Genomic DNA, 16,851 nt, shown 5'->3' with positions numbered 1-16,851 from the left:
TGGGATGGGACGTGGCGATCAGGAGTCCGTTCGTGGTCGAGCTGGAGCCGGGCCAGCGTGGCAAGTTGGAGCGCCTGGCCGCGTCCGCACCGAGCCGGCCGGACGAGCAGCACGGGAGAAAGCGCTGCTGGCCTGCACTGAGAGTGAGGCGAACGCGGCCGTGGCCCGTAGGCTGCATCGCCACACCGACACCATCCGCGCCTGGCGTAAACGGTTCTGCGCCGAGGGCGGGGCCGCGCTGTCCGAGCGGCCCCGCCCATTGGGCCGTCCCCGCTTCGACCCCGGGCAGCGGCTGAAGGTGATCGCGGCGGCGAGAGCCGTGCCGCCGGGAACCGACACCGCCTGGAGCCACCGGCTGCTTGGCCGAACATCTGGCCGAGCTGGGGATCTCTGCCTCGCAGATCGGCCGGATCCTGGCTGGCGCCGATCGAAGCCGCACCTGGTGCGCGGCTGGCTGACCCGCCCGGCCGACCCGGAGTTCTTCGACAACGCCGCCGACGTGTGCACCCTCTACCGCACCTGCCCCGCCCGGCGCGGTCGTGCTGTCGATCGATGAGAAGACCGGGATCACCGCCCGCTCCCGCAAACACCCCGACCCCGACCGGCCGGGACGGCCCGGACGGCACCCGCCGGGAGTTCGAGTACGTCCGGCATGGCACGGTGTCCATCATCGCCGCTCTGGACGTCCACACCGGCCAGGTCCTCACCGAGACGATCGCCCGCAACGACCCGACACCTTCATCAGGTTCCTGCGGCTGCTGGATGCCAGCAATACCGCAGGCCAGGACATCCACCTGATCATCGACAACGGGCCCTCGCACACCTCGAAGAAGACCCGCGCCTGGCTGGCCGCGTGCCTGCGCTTCCACGTCCACCACACGCCCAAACACGCCTCACGGCTGAACCAAGTGGAGATCTTCTTGTCCACACTGACCCGCTGCGTCCTGCGCCGGGGCCAGTTCACCAGCCGCGACGAACTCGCCGACCACATCGACGAGTTCGTGATGGCCTACGACGAGACCGACGCCAAGCCCTACCGTTGGACCTACGACGGCACCCCGCTCAAAGCCGCGTGAACCCCCGAAGGATCAACGCGGTGCTGCACTAGGCCGAGAGGTTCCATGTCCGTCGGAGCGTGTCCATCGTTTCGTGGAAGCTCGGGAATGTCTTCGTCACGCATCCTGGGTCGTCCAGTGTGACGCCGGGGACGCGCAGTCCGGTGATGCTGAAGGCCATGGCGATGCGGTGGTCGCCGTGGCAGGCGATGTGGGTCGACGCGGGTTGGGCGGGCTGGATCTCGATCCAGTCGCGGCCGGTGGCGACCGGCACCGCCAGGGCCTGCAGGTTCTCGGCGCAGGCGTCGAGGCGGTCACACTCCTTGACGCGGGTGTTGTAGACATCTTCGATCCGAACCGGGCCGTTCGCGAACGGGGCGATCGCGGCCAGGGTCGGCATGGTGTCGGAGATGTCCCTCATATTGACGGTCACGCCGCGCAGTTTGCCATCGTTGGGACCTGTGACGGTGACCGAGTCGAGGCTAAGGTCCACGGTGGCGCCCATCTGCTCCAAGACACCGGCGAAGCGGAGGTCGCCCTGTAGGGCCTGGGAGCCGAGGCCGGGGACGGTGACAGTGCGGCCGGTGATGGCGGCGGCGGCCAGGACGTAGCTGGCCGTCGAAGCGTCTGGTTCGATCAGGTAGTCGGCGGCCTGGTAGCTCCCGGAGGCGACGGTGAAGATGTAGCCGTCATGGTCGACGGTGGCTCCGAAGCGCCGCATCATCGCCAGAGTGATGTCCACATAGGGTTTGGAGACCAGGTCCTTGACGGTGATGGTGAGGCCATCGGTGGTCAGCGGGCCGAGCAGCAGAAGCGCGGTCAGGAACTGGGACGACAGGCCGGCGTCGAGGTCGACGTGGCCGCCCTTGACGCCGGCCGCGCGGATCGTGATCGGATGGTGGCCGTCAACGCCCTCGTGTGTCAGATCGACGCCCAGGTCTCGGAGCGCTTGCGTGAGCGGGCCGAGGGGCCTGCGGCGCATCTGGGCGGAGGCGTCGAAGCGGAACACTCCGTCGCCGGCCGCAGCCAGCGTCGGCAGGAAGCGGGACGTGGTGGCGCCGTCGCGGCAGAAGACGTCGGCATCGCGGACCGCCGGCCCGTGCGGGCGGCCTTCGATCCGCCAGAGCTGTTCCTCCTGCGCCAGTTGGTAGCCCAGGGTGCGGAGTCCTTCGACGAAGCCGTCGGTGTCGTCGGAGAACAGCGGCCGGTGCAACGTGGTCGTGCCGTGGGCAGCCGCAGCGAGGAACAACGCCCTCGCGGTGATCGATTTGGAGCCGGGGATGTCCACGACGGTCATGTCCTAGAGCCTATGCGCTGTGCTGCTCCAGCGCCTTCGCGGTCCAGAACGGCGGGCTGCTCAACCGGCCGTGCTCTCGGTAGCCGCGTTGGAGAAGATAATTCCGGCCTCAACGATGAACGCCTCGGCTGCGCCTGTGATGGCTAGCGGGGTGGTGGTGCGGTCGATGATGGGGAAGCCGTCGTACTTCTCGATGGCGGTGATCCATTCCGGCAATGCTTCGGTCCGACCGGCGTAGAGGGTATCGGCAGCCTCGTCGAGGTTCGGGCGTCCGGGGATCTGGACGATCAGGCGTAGCCGGGTCATACCACGGTGGCTTTGGGCGAATTCACGGATCGCTGTCGGGGGTTGGAGGTCCAGATCGAGGACTTGATGTAATGGCTCTTGTTATAGGTGTCGCAAGCTCAGGGGGCGTCGTAAGCGGGCGCAGGGCCGGTGGGACCGGACGGTCAAGTTTCGCACGCGGTTCATCGCCGATTGGTCCTGAGCCGACACCGTCACTGTTGTCTGGTGACCAGGATGACAAGAGCCATAGAAACCGAGAGTTTAGGTACGGACCTGTGGGAGCCCGAGGGCGCGATTCCCCCGGGCTACCCGACTGCGCGTGGAGTCTGGTCCACGTTCCGGGACTGGCGGCGTGGATCTTACGAGCAGGATCCGCTTGTGGGGGAGCGGGAATCCGTCTCGACCGAATGTTCTTCGTTCCAACGCCTTGATGTGATAGTCGCGCCCTCTGTGACTCCAGAGCTCTAAAGCAGGTCAGCCCGGCGGTGACCGCATCGGTGGCGGCGTGCCGGTCGGCAAGCCGCCGATTCATCAGCTGGACGGACTCAGCACCAAATAGTCGAATCCCGCGTAGTAGTTGATGGCCCAGGGATCCTTCGCACTTGCCGTCAGGGTCAGGGTGTGGCTCCCCGCGCTCAGGTCGACCGCCCCATATTCCTGGGCGTTGTTCGTGATCCGTACCGTCGGCGCGTATCCGTCGAAGGGTCCGCCCACCGCCGCGCCGTCCAGCGCGACGCTTACGATGCCGTAGTCGAGAGCGGTGGTCTGGACTGCCGAGAGGTCGTAGCGTCCTGCAACCGGGACGTTGAACGTCACCTTCGTGAACTGGCCAGGAGCCGTGGCCTGCATCCAAAGCTCGGCATTACCGGACCAGGTGACGTTGCAGCAGTTCGACTGCGCCACGGCGGGGGCCGTGCCAGTCGCGCTGCCCACCAACGATTCGGCCTCGATCTTCACGGGGGCTGTGACGGTGACCGCGACGTCCGGGGAGGCCGCCCCGGCATTGCCCGTCGCGTCGACCGCGGCGACTCGGTAGTGCCAGTTCTGGCCCGACGCCAGGCCGGTGTGGGCGAACGACGGACCGTGTGCAGTGCCCACCAGATGCGCCGCGTCGATGGCCGGCGCGGCGCCCTGCGCCGCGTACACGGCGTAGTGGTCGACGCCGACATCGTCCGTCGCAGGCGCCCAGGTCACCAGCGTCGATCCCGAGTCGGTCGCGTGGACAGCAGCGGCTGACACTGCGCTGGGCGCCGTAGTGTCCGCAAACGGGGCAACCTGCGACAGCGCGCGGTACTGTGCGGCGGACCAGGCCGGGCTGCCGGACGAGGGCGTGATCGTGACGGCCAAGCTCGACTGGCCCGCAGTCAGCGGCACGGGGATCTGGAAGCTGTCATCCAGTAGTCGATGGAACGGGTTGGCGAACGGCTCCAGCCATGTTCCTGCGGCCTGTCCATTCACTGTTACCACAGCCTGCTGGTATCCGACTTCCTGGTCGCTGGAACGGATCAGTGTGACTCCGGCGTTGGCGGGATCCACCGCGAGGTTGAACGATACGGCCGATTGCGTGGTGCGTTCTAGCATCGGTACGGGTGTCGGGGCCCCGTCATTGCCTTCGAAGGTGTCCGTCAGGCGCCCGATGTTCCCGGCCGCAGAGCCGGAAGTGTAGCCGTGGCTGGCTTCACTGGCGGGGTCGCCGACGGTCAGCGTGTCAGTGGTCTTCTGTCCGACGCTGCTCACTCCGTACCAGAAGGCGGTCGAGGAGTAATCGGCCACGACGTTGTCTCCCATGGGGCCGCTCGCGCCGTGCTCGATGCCGTAATTGATCGAGGAGTCGAAGGGCACCGCGTCGTTGACTGTCAGCCGGTACGCCGACGTGCAGTCCACGTTGGCCGGGCAGCCGTACGTTCCGGCCTGATGTGAGGGATTACCGTTGAATGGCAATGTGGCCGGACCGTTGGCGAAGAACCATCCCGAGTCGAAGTAGTCCTCGGTGCCGGTGCCGTTCGGGTTCGGCCCACGAGACCCGTCGACATAGACCCGCTCGTTGCCCTCCAGGTAGTTCCGCGAGTACGCGGGCGAACTGGGTCCGGCCATTCCCAAGGCGACGCCCGCGAACTTGCCGCGGCCGGAGGCCGTCAGGATGGTGTAATCCTGACCTGTGATCTGCTGGGCCGCCGACATCGAATGCGAGGTGGCGTGGAAGTACCCGATCTGGCCGGATGACAGTTGCGAGCCGCAGGTCGAGCAAGGTGCCGAAGTCACCTGCGCGCCGACGCCCGAAAGCGGGACCTGGCCGCCGTTGTACATGGTGACGACCGCGGTACTACCGAACGGCATAGGCCACCAGGCTGAAAGCAATCCGTTGGTCGGGTCCATCCCGGTCATCAGGGAACGTACCTGTGCGTCGTACCGGCTGGACCCGAAGAACTCTCCCAGCGGGGCATCCACAGTCTGGGCCCCGTCGAAGGAGATCCGTATCCGCGCCCCGGTCAGGATGGCGTTGCTGTCAACGACCGCCGAGGGGACGTAGCCAACAGTGCGGGTTCCGCTCCAGGTCTGGTTGGCGATCGTGTAAGCGTGGGCGCCCTCGCTGGCGGTGTTCCCGACGTCGACCGTGTCGGTGCGCTGCTGGTTGCCGTTCACGATCGAGTCGGCCCAGTAGTGGAACTCGTTGAAGTCTAGGTATGAGGACGCGAATGTGTTTGTGACCGTCAAAGATGTCTGCCCTGCGCTGATCGACGCCGGCACGGTTAGGCTCTCGTCGGCCCAGAACTGGCCGTTCGGCCCGACGCTCGTCGGTTTCCACTGTCCCAGCGCGACGCCGTTGACCGTCACGTTCGCGACTTGGTTGGGGATGCTGCTGTCGTAGCGCCGAGTGAGGATCACGCCGTTGTTGGCCGGGTTGATGGCGACCGTGAATCGGCTGGACCCGCCGGCTCCGAACGCGCGGCCGTCATCGGTGAGCTGCGGGACCGAGTTCGGCGCGTAGCGCAGCGCCCCCAGGCCTCGCGTTCCCTCCCAGGTCTCCTTGGCGATCGAGTAGTGGTGCGCGGACTCGTCGGCGGTGTGGTTCGGGCCGACGTCGAGCGAATCAGTGCGTCTCATCAGGCCGTTCACCAGCGAGTCCGCCCAGTAGTGGAACTCGTTGACGTCCAGCGTCGAGGACACGAACGTGTTGGTGACGGTGATAGACGACTTACCGCCAGTCGCCGACACAGGAAGGTCGACGGCTTCGTCGACGTAGTTGCCCAAGGACTGCGGCAGCGCAGCCCATTGGCCGACGACAGTTCCGTCTACCGCGACATTCATGACCTGGTTGGCGATGGACGCGTCGAGGCGCTTGGTAAGCCGTACCCCCTGGTTCGCCGGATCGACGGCCAGCGTGAACGAGCTCGACCCCCCGGACCCGAATGCCCGCCCGTCATCGGCGGGGTCGACCTGGCTCGGAGGCGGAGCGAGCTGCGGCAGGGTTAGGCGCAGCGCCGACAGTGATGCGGGCCCCGAGACCGTCGCCACCTGCTGTGACGCGCCAGGCGCCAAAGTGAACGGCCCCGCCGTGGCCGTGGTCGCGCCGGCCTGCACGGATTTGGGATCGGCGGTGCCAGCCGCGTTCAGCATGGCCAGCACGTCGGGGGCGGTATCGCTGGGATCGAAGGTCGTCACGCCGGTGGCGTCGGCGTACGTGCGGTAGTCCACGTGATAGTAGTCCGGGCTTGGAGCCGCCGTGGTGTAGATGAGCATCGAGGACGTGTAGGGCATCGGCACGTCGATATAGACGCCGCCAGAGCTCTGCGAAGCGTTCGCGACCAGCGGATAGACGAATGGCGCGCCCAGCGATCCGTTCACTACACTCTGCAGGCTCGCGTTCACGATCGTCTTGCCGTCCAGGACGATGACGATGTTCCCCATGTTGGCGACGTTCCCGAAGTCGTTCGCCCCGTTGACCGTCGCAATTCCGGTGAGCCAGATCGAATCGACCTCCCCGGGGCCGCTCGCTTCTGCCATCACGCAGCCCCCGGTGCCGATGCCGCGCAGGCAGTTGTTTAGGTCGAGGTTGTGCTGACCGCGGTCGAAACTCGAGAACTGCTTGACCTGAACGCCCTGCGGAACATTCGCGAACTCGTCGAGGCGACGCAACGTATCCCAGCCCACGGGGCCTTTAGCGGTGGCGACCGCCGCCTTCGGCGCCGCCACCGCTGTGGTTGGCAGGCCTGCCGTCACGGCAGCCAGCGCGATCGCCGCGAGGCCGCTGAGGACCCGCCATCGCCGCCGTCTGGAAGGCGCAGGGGGTGGAGCGGATGAAAGCATGCGGAAACCCCTCCTCAGGGCAGCGGTAAGCGGGCGATGCCGTGTCGACGATCTCTTAAATCGATTCATCGCCCGTGGTACGGACGTCCAAGAACGTGTTGCTAGAGCGCAGTGCTCCAGAAATAAGCCAGACTTTTGCTTCACGGGGCACCTCTGGGAGGAGGCTTCCGGCGTCGTGAAATCGATATCAGGGCGGCCCGGATCGCCAGTGCCGAAAGCGCCAGCCAGGGCTACCGAGAATCAGGATTCGCTCGTGAATGCACATGCCAAACGTTGACCGTGGGCGAGCCGTGTCGAGTAAAGGAATCCCGTCGCGTTCGGAACAACGCCAATGGCCTGGCCTGCCAGACGCTGTCGTTGAACGCCCGAGGTGGACGGCCGGGGGATTTCACGATGTACAGCGACGAGGTTGCTGTCAGCGTGACGGCAGGCGGCGCCGTGTCCACTGTCACACCACATCACCGTGACCAGACGCCCAAGGTATGGCTGGGTCGACCTCTCGCACTCGCCAGGCAAGATCAACATGAACGCACACAGATGCTCTCCTGCCGAACGCCGCCGAACGTGCCATCTGACGCGAGACACCCTGCACGTGCGCTCTGCCAAACCGATGTCATCGCCATGCCAGCCACTCCGTACCGTAGGTTGCTGCGACGGATCACGACCGCCGCCGGATCCGCCGCGATCGCATCGGCCGCCTGGTTCACCAGCAGGTGGGCCCCCGCTCCACCTGTGCCAGTCCAGGCTTGTTGCCGACCTCGACCCATCCGCGTCCGGCAGCGTCTCGAGCCTTCCCGCGACCAGCATCCGACCCGTGGCCGTGACAGCGCGGGACGACAGCACAACGGAACCGGCTTGGCACTGGGGTTGTGCATAGTCGGTTGGCCGCAGTCGTCGGTTTCGGTGGCCAGAGGTTCTCGTTTGTTCAAAGCGGTTGAACTTCGGGGCGGTATCCGCTGTGGCCTGGCTGATCACTGGGTTTGGCTCGGTCGGTGTGGACGTCGCGAACCCGATGCCGGCAGCCGGGAACAAGGCTGTTGCGGAGCCTGCCGTCGGCGCAGACGGTGCGGCGGTTTGGCGAGCGACTCGACTCCAGAAGTCGTGCACACCGTCGCAGACGACCGCACAATCGACGGCGCGTCGGGGGTTTGGACGTATCGGTTGTGGACCAACAGCCTGCCGACGAACGCTTCCCGATACGCCGGACAGAGCCTTAGAAGGAGAATCGATGTCAGTCTTCGAGCTGAACGACGGACGACGGATACCGCCACTCGGGTTCGGTACCTTCCGGCTGCCGGCGGGGCGGCAGACCCGCGTGGCGGTGCTCACCGCGCTCGCGGCGGGGTACCGGCACATCGACACTGCCACGGTGTACGGCAACGAGCGCGATGTCGGTGTGGCGATTCGGGAGTCTGGGATCCCCCGCGACGAGGTCTGGGTTACCACCAAGCTATGGAACAGTGACCATAACGAACCGTTGGCGGCATTGGAGACGAGTCTGGCCAAACTCGGCCTCGACCGGGTAGACCTGTGGCTGATGCACTGGCCGACCTCGCAGCGGCTGAAGTCCTGGGACCTGATGGTCGAGGCTCGGGACAGCGGCCTGGCAGCGTCGATCGGCGTGAGCAACTTCCTGGCCCCGCATCTGACCGAGCTGTTTCGTCACAGCGCGGTCGTCCCGGCCGTCAACCAGATCGAGCTCAGCCCGTTCCTGCTCGGGACCCGGGCGGACACGGTCCGGCTCTGCCAGGAGCGCGGCGTGATCATAGAGGCGTACAGCCCGCTCACCAAGGGAGCGCGGCTCAACCATCCGGCTCTCGTGCGGATCGCCGATCGGCTCGGGGTGTCCACAGCTCAGGTCCTGCTGCGCTGGTGCCTCCAGCACGGCTTCGTCGCCCTGCCGAGATCGTCCAAGCCGGACCGTATCCGGACCAACATCGACCTTGGCGGATTTGCGTTGACAGAGGCGGACGTCCAGACGCTGGACGCGCTCGACGAGGGCCTCACCACCGGCTGGGATCCGAGCAGCGTCTCCTAGTATCCCAGCAGCGGTTTGATGTTTGTCCTGGTATTCGGCCTCGTCCAGATCGTAGGGCGGGGTCGTGATCGTTGGGGCGGGTTCGGCTGCGGCGCTGGTAGTGGCAGCGGCGGGAGACGGCCTGCCGCTGTCTGCGCCACGTCGACCAGGCTAGGACCGCGAAGACGGTGCGTGGTACCGGCGGCGGCGTCAAAGCCGCCAGGAGTCGTCGGATCTGTGCCACTGACAGCGGTATGACAGTGGGCTGACGATCGGGTCCGCTCCCCTTCCGGTGGTGTCAGCGACCTGGGCCGCGAGGAACGCATGGGCGGCGCCATAGCCAAGGTGATGTGCCGATACCAGCCGGTCCAGCGACGGACCTCGTACTGGTCCGAGCCGCACTCGTTCTTCGCCGCGCCGAAGCACTCCTAGATAGCCCAGTGCATCCCGGCCACGCGTACCAGGTCGTCGATGGTGGTGTCGGCCGGGCCATAGCCCATGTAGTACGCGGTCTCGCCGGTGGCAAGGCTGCGCCGGGCCAGGAACCCGCAGCCGAACGTCCGCCCACCATCGTCGAGTTCGTCGAAGTCCGGGACGTAAGGAAGCATGGCCGCGACCCAGTCGTAGATCCGCGGCCCCTTGGCGCCGTCTCCGGCGAAGATCTGCTCCCAGGCGTCGTCCGGAGCGATATCGATGACCTGGTCGATTCGCCAAATCCCACAGTCGGTGCGGACCTGCTGTGTTTTGGGCACGGCCAGCGCATTGCCGACGCCGGCGGACTCGCACATCCGCCGAACTTGAAGTCCTGGCCGTAGCCCTCGTCGGCAGCGACCCACGCGGCCGGCACGCCAGCGGCCAGCAGCCGGGCGACCATCGCCCTGGCCGGCTGCTGGCTTGGTCGCGGACTCCCGATCCACCAGTATCCGCGACGCCGCGCAGCGCTCGGGGTCCTCGGTCCAGGACTTGGGCAGATACAGCTCCCGGTCGATCAGCGCCCGACCGTGTGAGGACGCGTAGGCGGCGAACACCCCGATCTGACGGTTGTCGACCACGAACAGTGCTTGAAGAGGTTGCCAACACGGGCGAGATCGAAGATCCCTGTGGGTTTCCCGGATCTTGTGCAACTGGCGCCTCGCCCCGCCGTGCCAGCGGGGTGGTAAGCCGCCCGCAACGACAGACGGCTACGCCGGATCAAAGGCCGGCACGAGAACTCCTAGCTGGCGCCCGGAGGCGTCGTCATCCCCGGCCGTTCGCACATTGGCGCGTCGGCCTCAAACTGACGGCTGGACGATAGGAGCGTGTAGTCGGGAGGCTTCCGCATGGTTCGGCGAGCGGCGGCGCGTGAGGTTCCCGCCGCCGACTCTCCCAGCGGGGACCTTCGCCAGCTGGGGCGGGAGCCCGAGTCACTGCGACGTATCGCTGCGGAGCGGCCTAGCGATGGCACCGGTTTGGCATGACGCCTGTGCAAGGTTGTCTTGCAACCGATGCCATCTTCGGTTGCGTTGGGCAGGGGGCGCCTGCGCACGTCTGCGATTCTCCGGCGCAGCGTCCTTTGGGGACTGCCCGGCCATCTCAGCGGCGACATCCGAAAGGAACAAAATGGTCACCGACAAGGCGTCTGGGGGCAGCGCCGTCCTCCAGCGGGGCGCTGCATTCTGGTCGCTGGCGGCGCTGTTGTGCCTGCTGCAGTTCGCTTCGTCGGCGCCGTCCCCGCTGTACAGCATCTACCAGCACAACTGGCATTTCTCGCCGATCGTCCTTACCGCCGTCTACGCCATGAACTCTCTGGCCTTGCTGACCACGCTGCTGTTCGTCGGCTCAATCTCGGATCAGGTAGGCCGGCGTCCGGTGCTCGCGGCCGGCACGGTGCTGGAACTCGCCTCGATGGTGGTGTTCGCTGAGGCACGTGGCGTGGCATGGCTGTTCGCCGGCCGGATGCTGCAGGGCATCGCCAACGGCGCGGCGTCGGGGGCCGTCAGCGCGATGCTCATTGACCTGCAGAAGCCCGGTTCACGGCTCGGCGCCCTGATGACGAACGTCGCGTCGTCGGGCGGCATCGCGCTTGGCGCGCTGGGTGCGGGCCTATTGGTGCAGTTCGCACCGGCGCCGACGCACCTCGTCTTCATCATGCTGGTCATCAGCTTCGGCGTGGTGCTGGTTTTGGTGGCGCTGTTGCCCGAGACCGTGAAGCGGGGCGCGGGCCGGCCGTCGCTGCGACCTCGGGTGGCTCTGCCCACCGAAGTCCGCAGCGCTTTCTTAGGGCTGGTGCCGGCCTTGATCGCCACCTGGGCGCTAACCGGGTTGTACCTCTCGCTGGGGCCGTCCATCGTCGGCACCCTGACCCATTCGACGAACCATCTGGTTGGTGCTTCGGTCATCGTTGCCTTCAACGGCACCGGCGTCGTGATGGCTGTCGTCGGTCGAGCCTGGACCGTCGAGCGAGCCCTGTATTCCGGAACCGTCCTGCTCATGATCGGCGTGTGCCTCGCGATGTCCGCCTTGGCGACCCGGCAGACTGCCCTTTTCTTCGCCGGGACGGTAATCGCGGGGGCCGGATTCGGTCCGTCTTTTTCCGGTGCCCTGCGCACTCTTACGAGTCTGGCGCCAGTGGAACACCGGGCAGAGGTGGTCACCGCGATCTACGTGGCCTCGTATCTCGGTGCGAGCCTACCCGCGATCGCGGCCGGAATCGCGGTCTCGCATGTCGGATTGTTCTCCAGCGCTTACGGCTACGGCGACGGCGTCATCGTCCTGGTCGCCACTGCTGCGCTGGCGTCGCTGCGGCACCGGCGGCCGGCTGCCGCCGCCCGCGCCGCAGCACCGTTGGCGGCGCACCACGAGCTTGCGCCGTGCCCGGGCGGCGCACCAGCGCTCGCCCGAGCTGCCTGATCGATCAGGACTTCGCTTCACCTATACCATCGAAGTGGTTCTAAAGAGGAACCAGTGCATGCCGCTCAGCCGTCACCCGCTCGTCGGCGGCAGGGCCGGTCCCGCCCGATCCGGCCGTGCGACCCAGCGTCCGCCGACAGCTGTCGCTGGCCGTGCGGAAACCGGCTCTCGTGGTCTGAATCGTGCCGTGGAACGCCCCGCTGATCCCCTAGGGGCCGTGGCTGGGGCCGACACGGTCGTGCTACTGCGCCCGAGGAGGACGCGCCGAACACGTCAGGACTCTTCCTCGCGGGCGTGCTGGCCGACGAGGGCCTGCCCCGGGGCGCGCCGACCGTCCCAAAGGCGATGCCGACGTCCCACACCGCCTCGGCCCAGCCCTGCACCAGTGACCTGCGGCGGCGCACCGGCCGGCGAGCTCCGGCACGACTCGTACCAGGAACCCGGCGTTGCCGGGCCGCAACAGCATGGCCAACGCCTCGCCGGTGTTCGCACGCCACGCGCCCAGCGGATGGAACCCGAACCCACGTTTATAGGCCGCCGCAGCACCCTGCTTGGCCGAGACCGCGGCGATCAGCGTGGCATCCATGCCTACCACGACCCAGCCGGACACGATCCGGCCCGCGGTGCCGATCCACGGGAACCCCGCCTCACGACTGGCCAGCAGACCCCACACGTGCACGCGGACTTCGCCCTGGCCTCGTGATCGCCACGACCGCTTCGGCGTCCTGTTCGGCCAGCACGCGCCGCACCGTGGAGTCCGACGGCGCCGCCCCGAGCACTGCGGTCTGGTGATCGAGCACCGCGATGTCCGCCATCGCGGTCGCGCCCAGACAGATCGCCACCGCCAACTGCACCAGCACCACGCCCCGGTCCCAGCCCGGCGACCGGCCACGCACCCGCAGCGTATCCGACAATCCCGAGGTCAGGCCCACCTGGTCCGCGCACCGCCGCAACAACACCGCCCCGGCATGGCCGATCAGCCCTTTGGCGTCGGCCACCATTTTCAGCCGGCGCGCCCACCCGATACCCTGCACCCGAAAGGTGCTCCTGTTCTCGCGCCGGATACGACCTAGACAATCGCATCCTTGCAGGCAGGCAGTACCTTTCGCATATCAAACCCCGAACTCAATGCCCGGGCCACCGAGTATCGGAGGCTAAGTGGGACGTGGCTAAGATATGCCCCTCGGGACTGAAAACCGCTGGCTGGTCCCGGGTTGGCGCCGGCTCCTGGTGATCGAGCCGCCGCTTCCGGCTTCCAGCGGCTGAGCAGGCGGCTGTCAACGGTTGTGTGGAGCCGCGGCTTCAGGCGACGGCGATACTCAGGGCGTTGATCGCTGAGCTGTCGCGGGCGAACTGGTAGACGCTTGCCGAGCATGCCAGTGGGGAACCGTGTGCAGTCCAAGTCTCATGTTGCCAACGGCCGCATGGAAGCCTTTTGGCAGTGATCTGAAAGGGCTTTTCTCTACCATAAGCCTCACATTGTTTCAACGAGATTGGGAGAATCGATGAGCAAGCTGACTGGCAGCAGATGGAGAGCTCAGATCGTTACGGCGGTCGGTGGGTGCGCCGTGGCTGTGCTGGCCGTCACCGCAAGTCCGGCTTCTGCGAGTACGGCAGCCCCTCGCTCGGGCGACATTGGATCAGCTCGCGCCTATTCCTCTGTCTCCGGGCCGATCACCGTCGACCTCACGGTCAACCCGTCCGCGACGACGGTCGGCGGCCAAGTGACGCTCACCGCGACGCTCACCAACAACACCTCGTCGGTGACGTCGGGGGCGCTTGGAATCGAGAACCCCGACTGGGCCAATCAGCACATCACGTCGGTCAGTGTCGGTTGCCGCAACGTCGTCAAGACGATCTACTGCGGCAATTCGCAGCTTCAGGCCGGCGCGACCATGACTCTCAAGGTCACGCTGACGGCCACGGCCACCGGAACGGACAGCTTCACGGCCTATGGGCGAATCACGAACGTGAACGACAAGCATGCCTACGGGACCTTGACCGTTTCATAGACCTCATATCGGCTGCGCCGAGCATGCGGGCGTGGGCGCGGGCCTTGACCGCTCTGGCCCGGGCCACGCGCAGAGCCCTGATCGCCGCCACGATGCCGTCACGGGTCTTCGGGATGTCCGACGCCCGGCCGGACAGTCCCGCGGTGGCCGCGCCGTAGGCGTCGACCGGGTCGGACTCGGACTTGCCGCTGGCACGCCGGGCCCGCCGGTCCGGCCGGTCCACGTCGACAACGGTCACGTCCTCAGCGCGCAGGTGACGGACCAGTTCCGTGCCATAAGCGCCAGTACCTTCCACGCCGACGGCGACCAGTTCGCTGAAGGTTTCAGGGGCCGTGTGGGCGAGCACTTCCAAGGAAGGCCCGCACGGCCTGAAGGATCATTGTGCCAAGCTCGAAGACCTCGTCCCGACCTGCGCGGTCGTGATCAACGAACGCTCTCTGGAGAAGGCCGCCATCTGCGATCAAGCGTCCCGCCGTCACGTGACACCGCTGTCTCACACCGCGCGCCATGCGAAGCTGAACACCGGCCGGTACGGCCGTGGGCGTTTCAGGTGGTAGCCCGCGACGCCAAGCCAATGGCGCCCCTGCCTCGCGCTGGTAGTAACCCGGCCATCGCTAGAGCGGTGGCTCGGTTGTTATAGACAGCTTGGACCAACTCCGGACGTTGGGCTGGGTGTCTGAGCTGTGCAGATCGTTGGCCAGCCGGGCACACACGGCAGGTTCAATGTTTGACGATGGCTGCGGTACAGCCAGGACGACGCATGAGCGGCGCCGTCGCGCCCGGCGAGCAGACCTGGACTCGCGACGTTGTGCTGGGCCGAACGGACGTCCGCAGCAGCCAGAATCCAACTTGACCGCAGTTCGGATGTCTCGCAGGCTGAACGATTTCTCTGCGGTGACAAATATCGATCAGTTCTCCGACTGCGCCGACGCCCCCGCACCGGTCGCCGAGGTGTGTCGCCTGTGGAATCATGTCGCCATGCCAGTCATCGATCTTAGCCACCTGGTGAGGCCGGGGATGAGCACCTATCCGGGGCTGCCCGGGCCGGAGATCGGCGACTACATGACGTTTGAGGAGTCACGGAGTCACTACGCGGAGGGGACCGAGTTCCAGATCAGTCGGTTCTCCATGCTCACCTGCACGGGCACCTATCTCGACGCTCCGCTGCACCGGTTTCCCGACGGAGCGGACGTGGGCCAGGTCGCTCTCGAACGGTGCGCGATGCTTCCGGCCGTCGTTGTGGATGCGCGTGGGTTGACCGAAATCGATGACGAGTGTGTGCCCGCCGACGTCTCCGATTGTGCGGTGCTGTTCTTCACCGGCTGGGACCGCCATTGGGGTACGGATGCGTACGGTTCACAGGCGCACCCCCACCTGACTGAGGCGGCCGGCGATCGGCTCGTCCGCAGCGGCGCGGTGCTCGTCGGCATCGACTCGGTCAACATCGACGGGACCAGCACGGGCGAACGCCCCATTCACACCGGCTTGCTGCGAGCCGGCGTGCTGATCGTGGAGAACTTGACCAATCTCGGGGCGGTACCGTCGCGCGGGTCAAGATTTACCGGAGCGCCCGTGGCATTCCTCGGACTGCCCTCGTTTCCCGTGCGGGCTTTCGCCACGTTCTAAGGCGTGCCGCAGGCACCCGGTCGGGCCCGCGTTGACGGCGGTTCGGTCGCGCCTGCTCGGGTTAGCCGTCTCCTGGCCCGTCGTCCGGTCGGATACGTCACGAACCGACGTCTCGACACCGTCGGGACTGGGCTCGGCGAGCGTCGCCATTCTCTGGAACTCGGCGAGCGTCGCCACAAGCCGGTATTTGTAGTCGACGTCGCCGCCGACTCCCTGGCGGCATGCGGCCTCGGCCATCGCCAGAGCTTGGAGTGGACCGTGGGTCACCAGGCCGGGGTAGCCCTCCACACCCATCGCGTAGTCGCGGTCGTAGCGGATAAGGCGGGCGTTGTAGGTCAGCGCCGAGAAGCGGAAGAGCAGGGAAGGCCGACCTCCAAATTCCAGACGCGCTCGGAGACAGTAGTCGGGCGACGTCCGGTACGACCCCCGGCACCGGGTCTGGGGCATTCGACTACCTCGCGCGGTACACGATGTCCTGGCGCTCGATAACGACCGGGCAGCCGCTTTGCTCGATGGTATGGGTCGCTTTAGCTTCGAATTCGTAGACTCGACTAGCCTCGACGGCGGCATCGTGGTCCTGCACCAATGGAAGCCCGGCAAGCTGACGCAACGGTCCAAAGGCTGTGTTCTACGTTCCTCGACAGCCGACAGCCGACAGCCGACAGCCGACAGCCGACAGCCGACAGCCGACAGCCGACGGCCAAGGGTGACGCGCTCGTCGGCTCAGACCGCGGTGATGGTCACGATCCCGTTGTCGGTCTTGCCCAGCCGGCGCAGCCGCTCCCTGATCGATGTGCGCGGGTCGCGCTACCATCCGTGCTACCCGCGATTCATTGAGGATCAGGGCTCCGCAGTACTGATGAGCGACCCGGGCGAGGGGTCCCGTCCTGACCCGAAGCCGACAATGTCGACCGCGTAGGCGTTCCTCGTCCTTCTGATCTACTCGGGCCAGATCCATGAAGACCTCGGCAGCGTATGCCTCCAGCCCGGGTAGCGCCCCAGCAATCTGATCCGAAGCCACGCCCCGCAGCATGACACCAGATCAAAACCCTGCCAACGCACCACTACCGGCCTACTACGCGATTTGCCCATCGCATCAGCGCGGTATGGCATGGCGTTGGCATCAGTTTGGCAGCGGGGTCGCTCATGATTGTCTCAACGTCGGCGTCAGGGCTGTTGGTCTTGTATGGGGGAGACATCTGTGTGGGTTTGTAGTGGAGCTACCACGGCACGGAGTCTTGGGATGATCGCCGCAGCGACGGGAGAGCGGACCCTATTGCCTCCGTCGACGACAGCTAGCAGGGAGTCACCTGCGTCGTTGGCGGCACTGGTGAAAGCGAGGCGCAAACGCTGCCTGTGCGA

13 protein-coding genes and 1 pseudogene are annotated in these 16,851 nt (G+C 66.4%); 8 read left to right on the top strand and 6 right to left on the bottom strand.

The genetic code is table 11. From position 1 onward, the window contains the following. Positions 1–4: 4 nt before the first annotated feature. The 4 genes and pseudogenes from ABH935_RS46150 (at position 5) to ABH935_RS46135 (ending at position 1,076) form a co-directional block, all read left to right on the top strand. Entirely contained in the window at positions 5–556 is a 552-nt protein-coding gene (locus tag ABH935_RS46150) for a helix-turn-helix domain-containing protein (RefSeq protein ID WP_370384353.1), read from the top strand. Next, complete coding sequence (locus ABH935_RS46145) at positions 553–798, top strand: hypothetical protein (RefSeq protein ID WP_370384376.1); 246 nt, start codon at positions 553–555, stop codon at positions 796–798. The genes ABH935_RS46150 and ABH935_RS46145 overlap by 4 nt, the downstream gene beginning before the upstream one ends. Then, positions 741–920, top strand: a pseudogene (locus ABH935_RS46140) (transposase); the annotation flags it as partial. The gene ABH935_RS46145 and the pseudogene ABH935_RS46140, both read left to right, overlap by 58 nt. Beyond that, positions 921–1,076 (top strand): hypothetical protein, encoded by a 156-nt coding sequence (locus tag ABH935_RS46135; protein WP_370384375.1) that lies wholly within the window; start codon positions 921–923, stop codon positions 1,074–1,076. Between the two features lie 28 nt (positions 1,077–1,104). Here ABH935_RS46135 and aroA read toward each other — a convergent pair whose 3' ends face one another. From aroA to ABH935_RS46120, 3 genes are all read right to left on the bottom strand, one after another. Continuing rightward, positions 1,105–2,352, bottom strand: coding sequence for a 3-phosphoshikimate 1-carboxyvinyltransferase (gene aroA, locus ABH935_RS46130; RefSeq protein ID WP_370384352.1), 1,248 nt, complete (start codon positions 2,350–2,352; stop codon positions 1,105–1,107). Positions 2,353–2,412: 60 nt separating this feature from the next. Further along, positions 2,413–2,658, bottom strand: coding sequence for a hypothetical protein (locus ABH935_RS46125; RefSeq protein WP_370384351.1), 246 nt, complete (start codon positions 2,656–2,658; stop codon positions 2,413–2,415). A gap of 510 nt (positions 2,659–3,168) precedes the next feature. Beyond that, the gene (locus ABH935_RS46120) at positions 3,169–6,945 is read right to left on the bottom strand and encodes a DUF2961 domain-containing protein (protein ID WP_370384350.1); all 3,777 of its coding nucleotides are present in this window, start codon (positions 6,943–6,945) and stop codon (positions 3,169–3,171) included. Positions 6,946–8,173: 1,228 nt separating this feature from the next. On the opposite strand from ABH935_RS46120, the gene ABH935_RS46115 reads away from it, so the two are divergent. Continuing rightward, positions 8,174–8,983 carry an aldo/keto reductase gene (locus tag ABH935_RS46115; RefSeq protein ID WP_370384349.1) on the top strand — a complete coding sequence of 270 codons (810 nt, stop codon included), beginning with the start codon at positions 8,174–8,176 and terminating at the stop codon, positions 8,981–8,983. A 407-nt stretch (positions 8,984–9,390) separates the two neighbouring features. Here the strand turns inward: ABH935_RS46115 and ABH935_RS46110 are convergent, their stop codons facing one another. Then, on the bottom strand, positions 9,391–10,014 hold the full coding sequence (locus tag ABH935_RS46110) for a hypothetical protein (RefSeq protein ID WP_370384348.1): 624 nt from the start codon (positions 10,012–10,014) through the stop codon (positions 9,391–9,393). A 385-nt stretch (positions 10,015–10,399) separates the two neighbouring features. Between ABH935_RS46110 and ABH935_RS46105 the strand changes: the two genes are divergently transcribed. Then, the gene (locus ABH935_RS46105) at positions 10,400–11,851 is read left to right on the top strand and encodes an MFS transporter (protein WP_370384347.1); all 1,452 of its coding nucleotides are present in this window, start codon (positions 10,400–10,402) and stop codon (positions 11,849–11,851) included. Between the two features lie 647 nt (positions 11,852–12,498). Here the strand turns inward: ABH935_RS46105 and ABH935_RS46100 are convergent. Next, entirely contained in the window at positions 12,499–12,852 is a 354-nt protein-coding gene (locus tag ABH935_RS46100) for a hypothetical protein (RefSeq protein ID WP_370384346.1), read from the bottom strand. Between the two features lie 504 nt (positions 12,853–13,356). On the opposite strand from ABH935_RS46100, the gene ABH935_RS46095 reads away from it, so the two are divergent. Beyond that, entirely contained in the window at positions 13,357–13,863 is a 507-nt protein-coding gene (locus ABH935_RS46095) for a hypothetical protein (RefSeq protein ID WP_370384345.1), read from the top strand. On the opposite strand, the gene ABH935_RS46090 is transcribed toward ABH935_RS46095, so the two are convergent. Further along, positions 13,814–14,158, bottom strand: coding sequence for a hypothetical protein (locus ABH935_RS46090; protein WP_370384373.1), 345 nt, complete (start codon positions 14,156–14,158; stop codon positions 13,814–13,816). The genes ABH935_RS46095 and ABH935_RS46090 overlap by 50 nt on opposite strands. A 683-nt stretch (positions 14,159–14,841) precedes the next feature. Here ABH935_RS46090 and ABH935_RS46085 point away from each other — a divergent pair. Then, positions 14,842–15,489: a cyclase family protein gene (locus tag ABH935_RS46085; RefSeq protein ID WP_370384372.1), complete on the top strand. Its 648-nt coding sequence runs from the start codon at positions 14,842–14,844 to the stop codon at positions 15,487–15,489. Positions 15,490–16,851 lie beyond the last annotated feature (1,362 nt).

This window comes from Catenulispora sp. GAS73, from assembly GCF_041262085.1.
GTDB lineage: Bacteria > Actinomycetota > Actinomycetes > Streptomycetales > Catenulisporaceae > Catenulispora.
The sequence above is the reverse complement of the archived record's forward strand: the minus strand, read 5'-3'. Positions and strand labels throughout refer to the sequence as shown.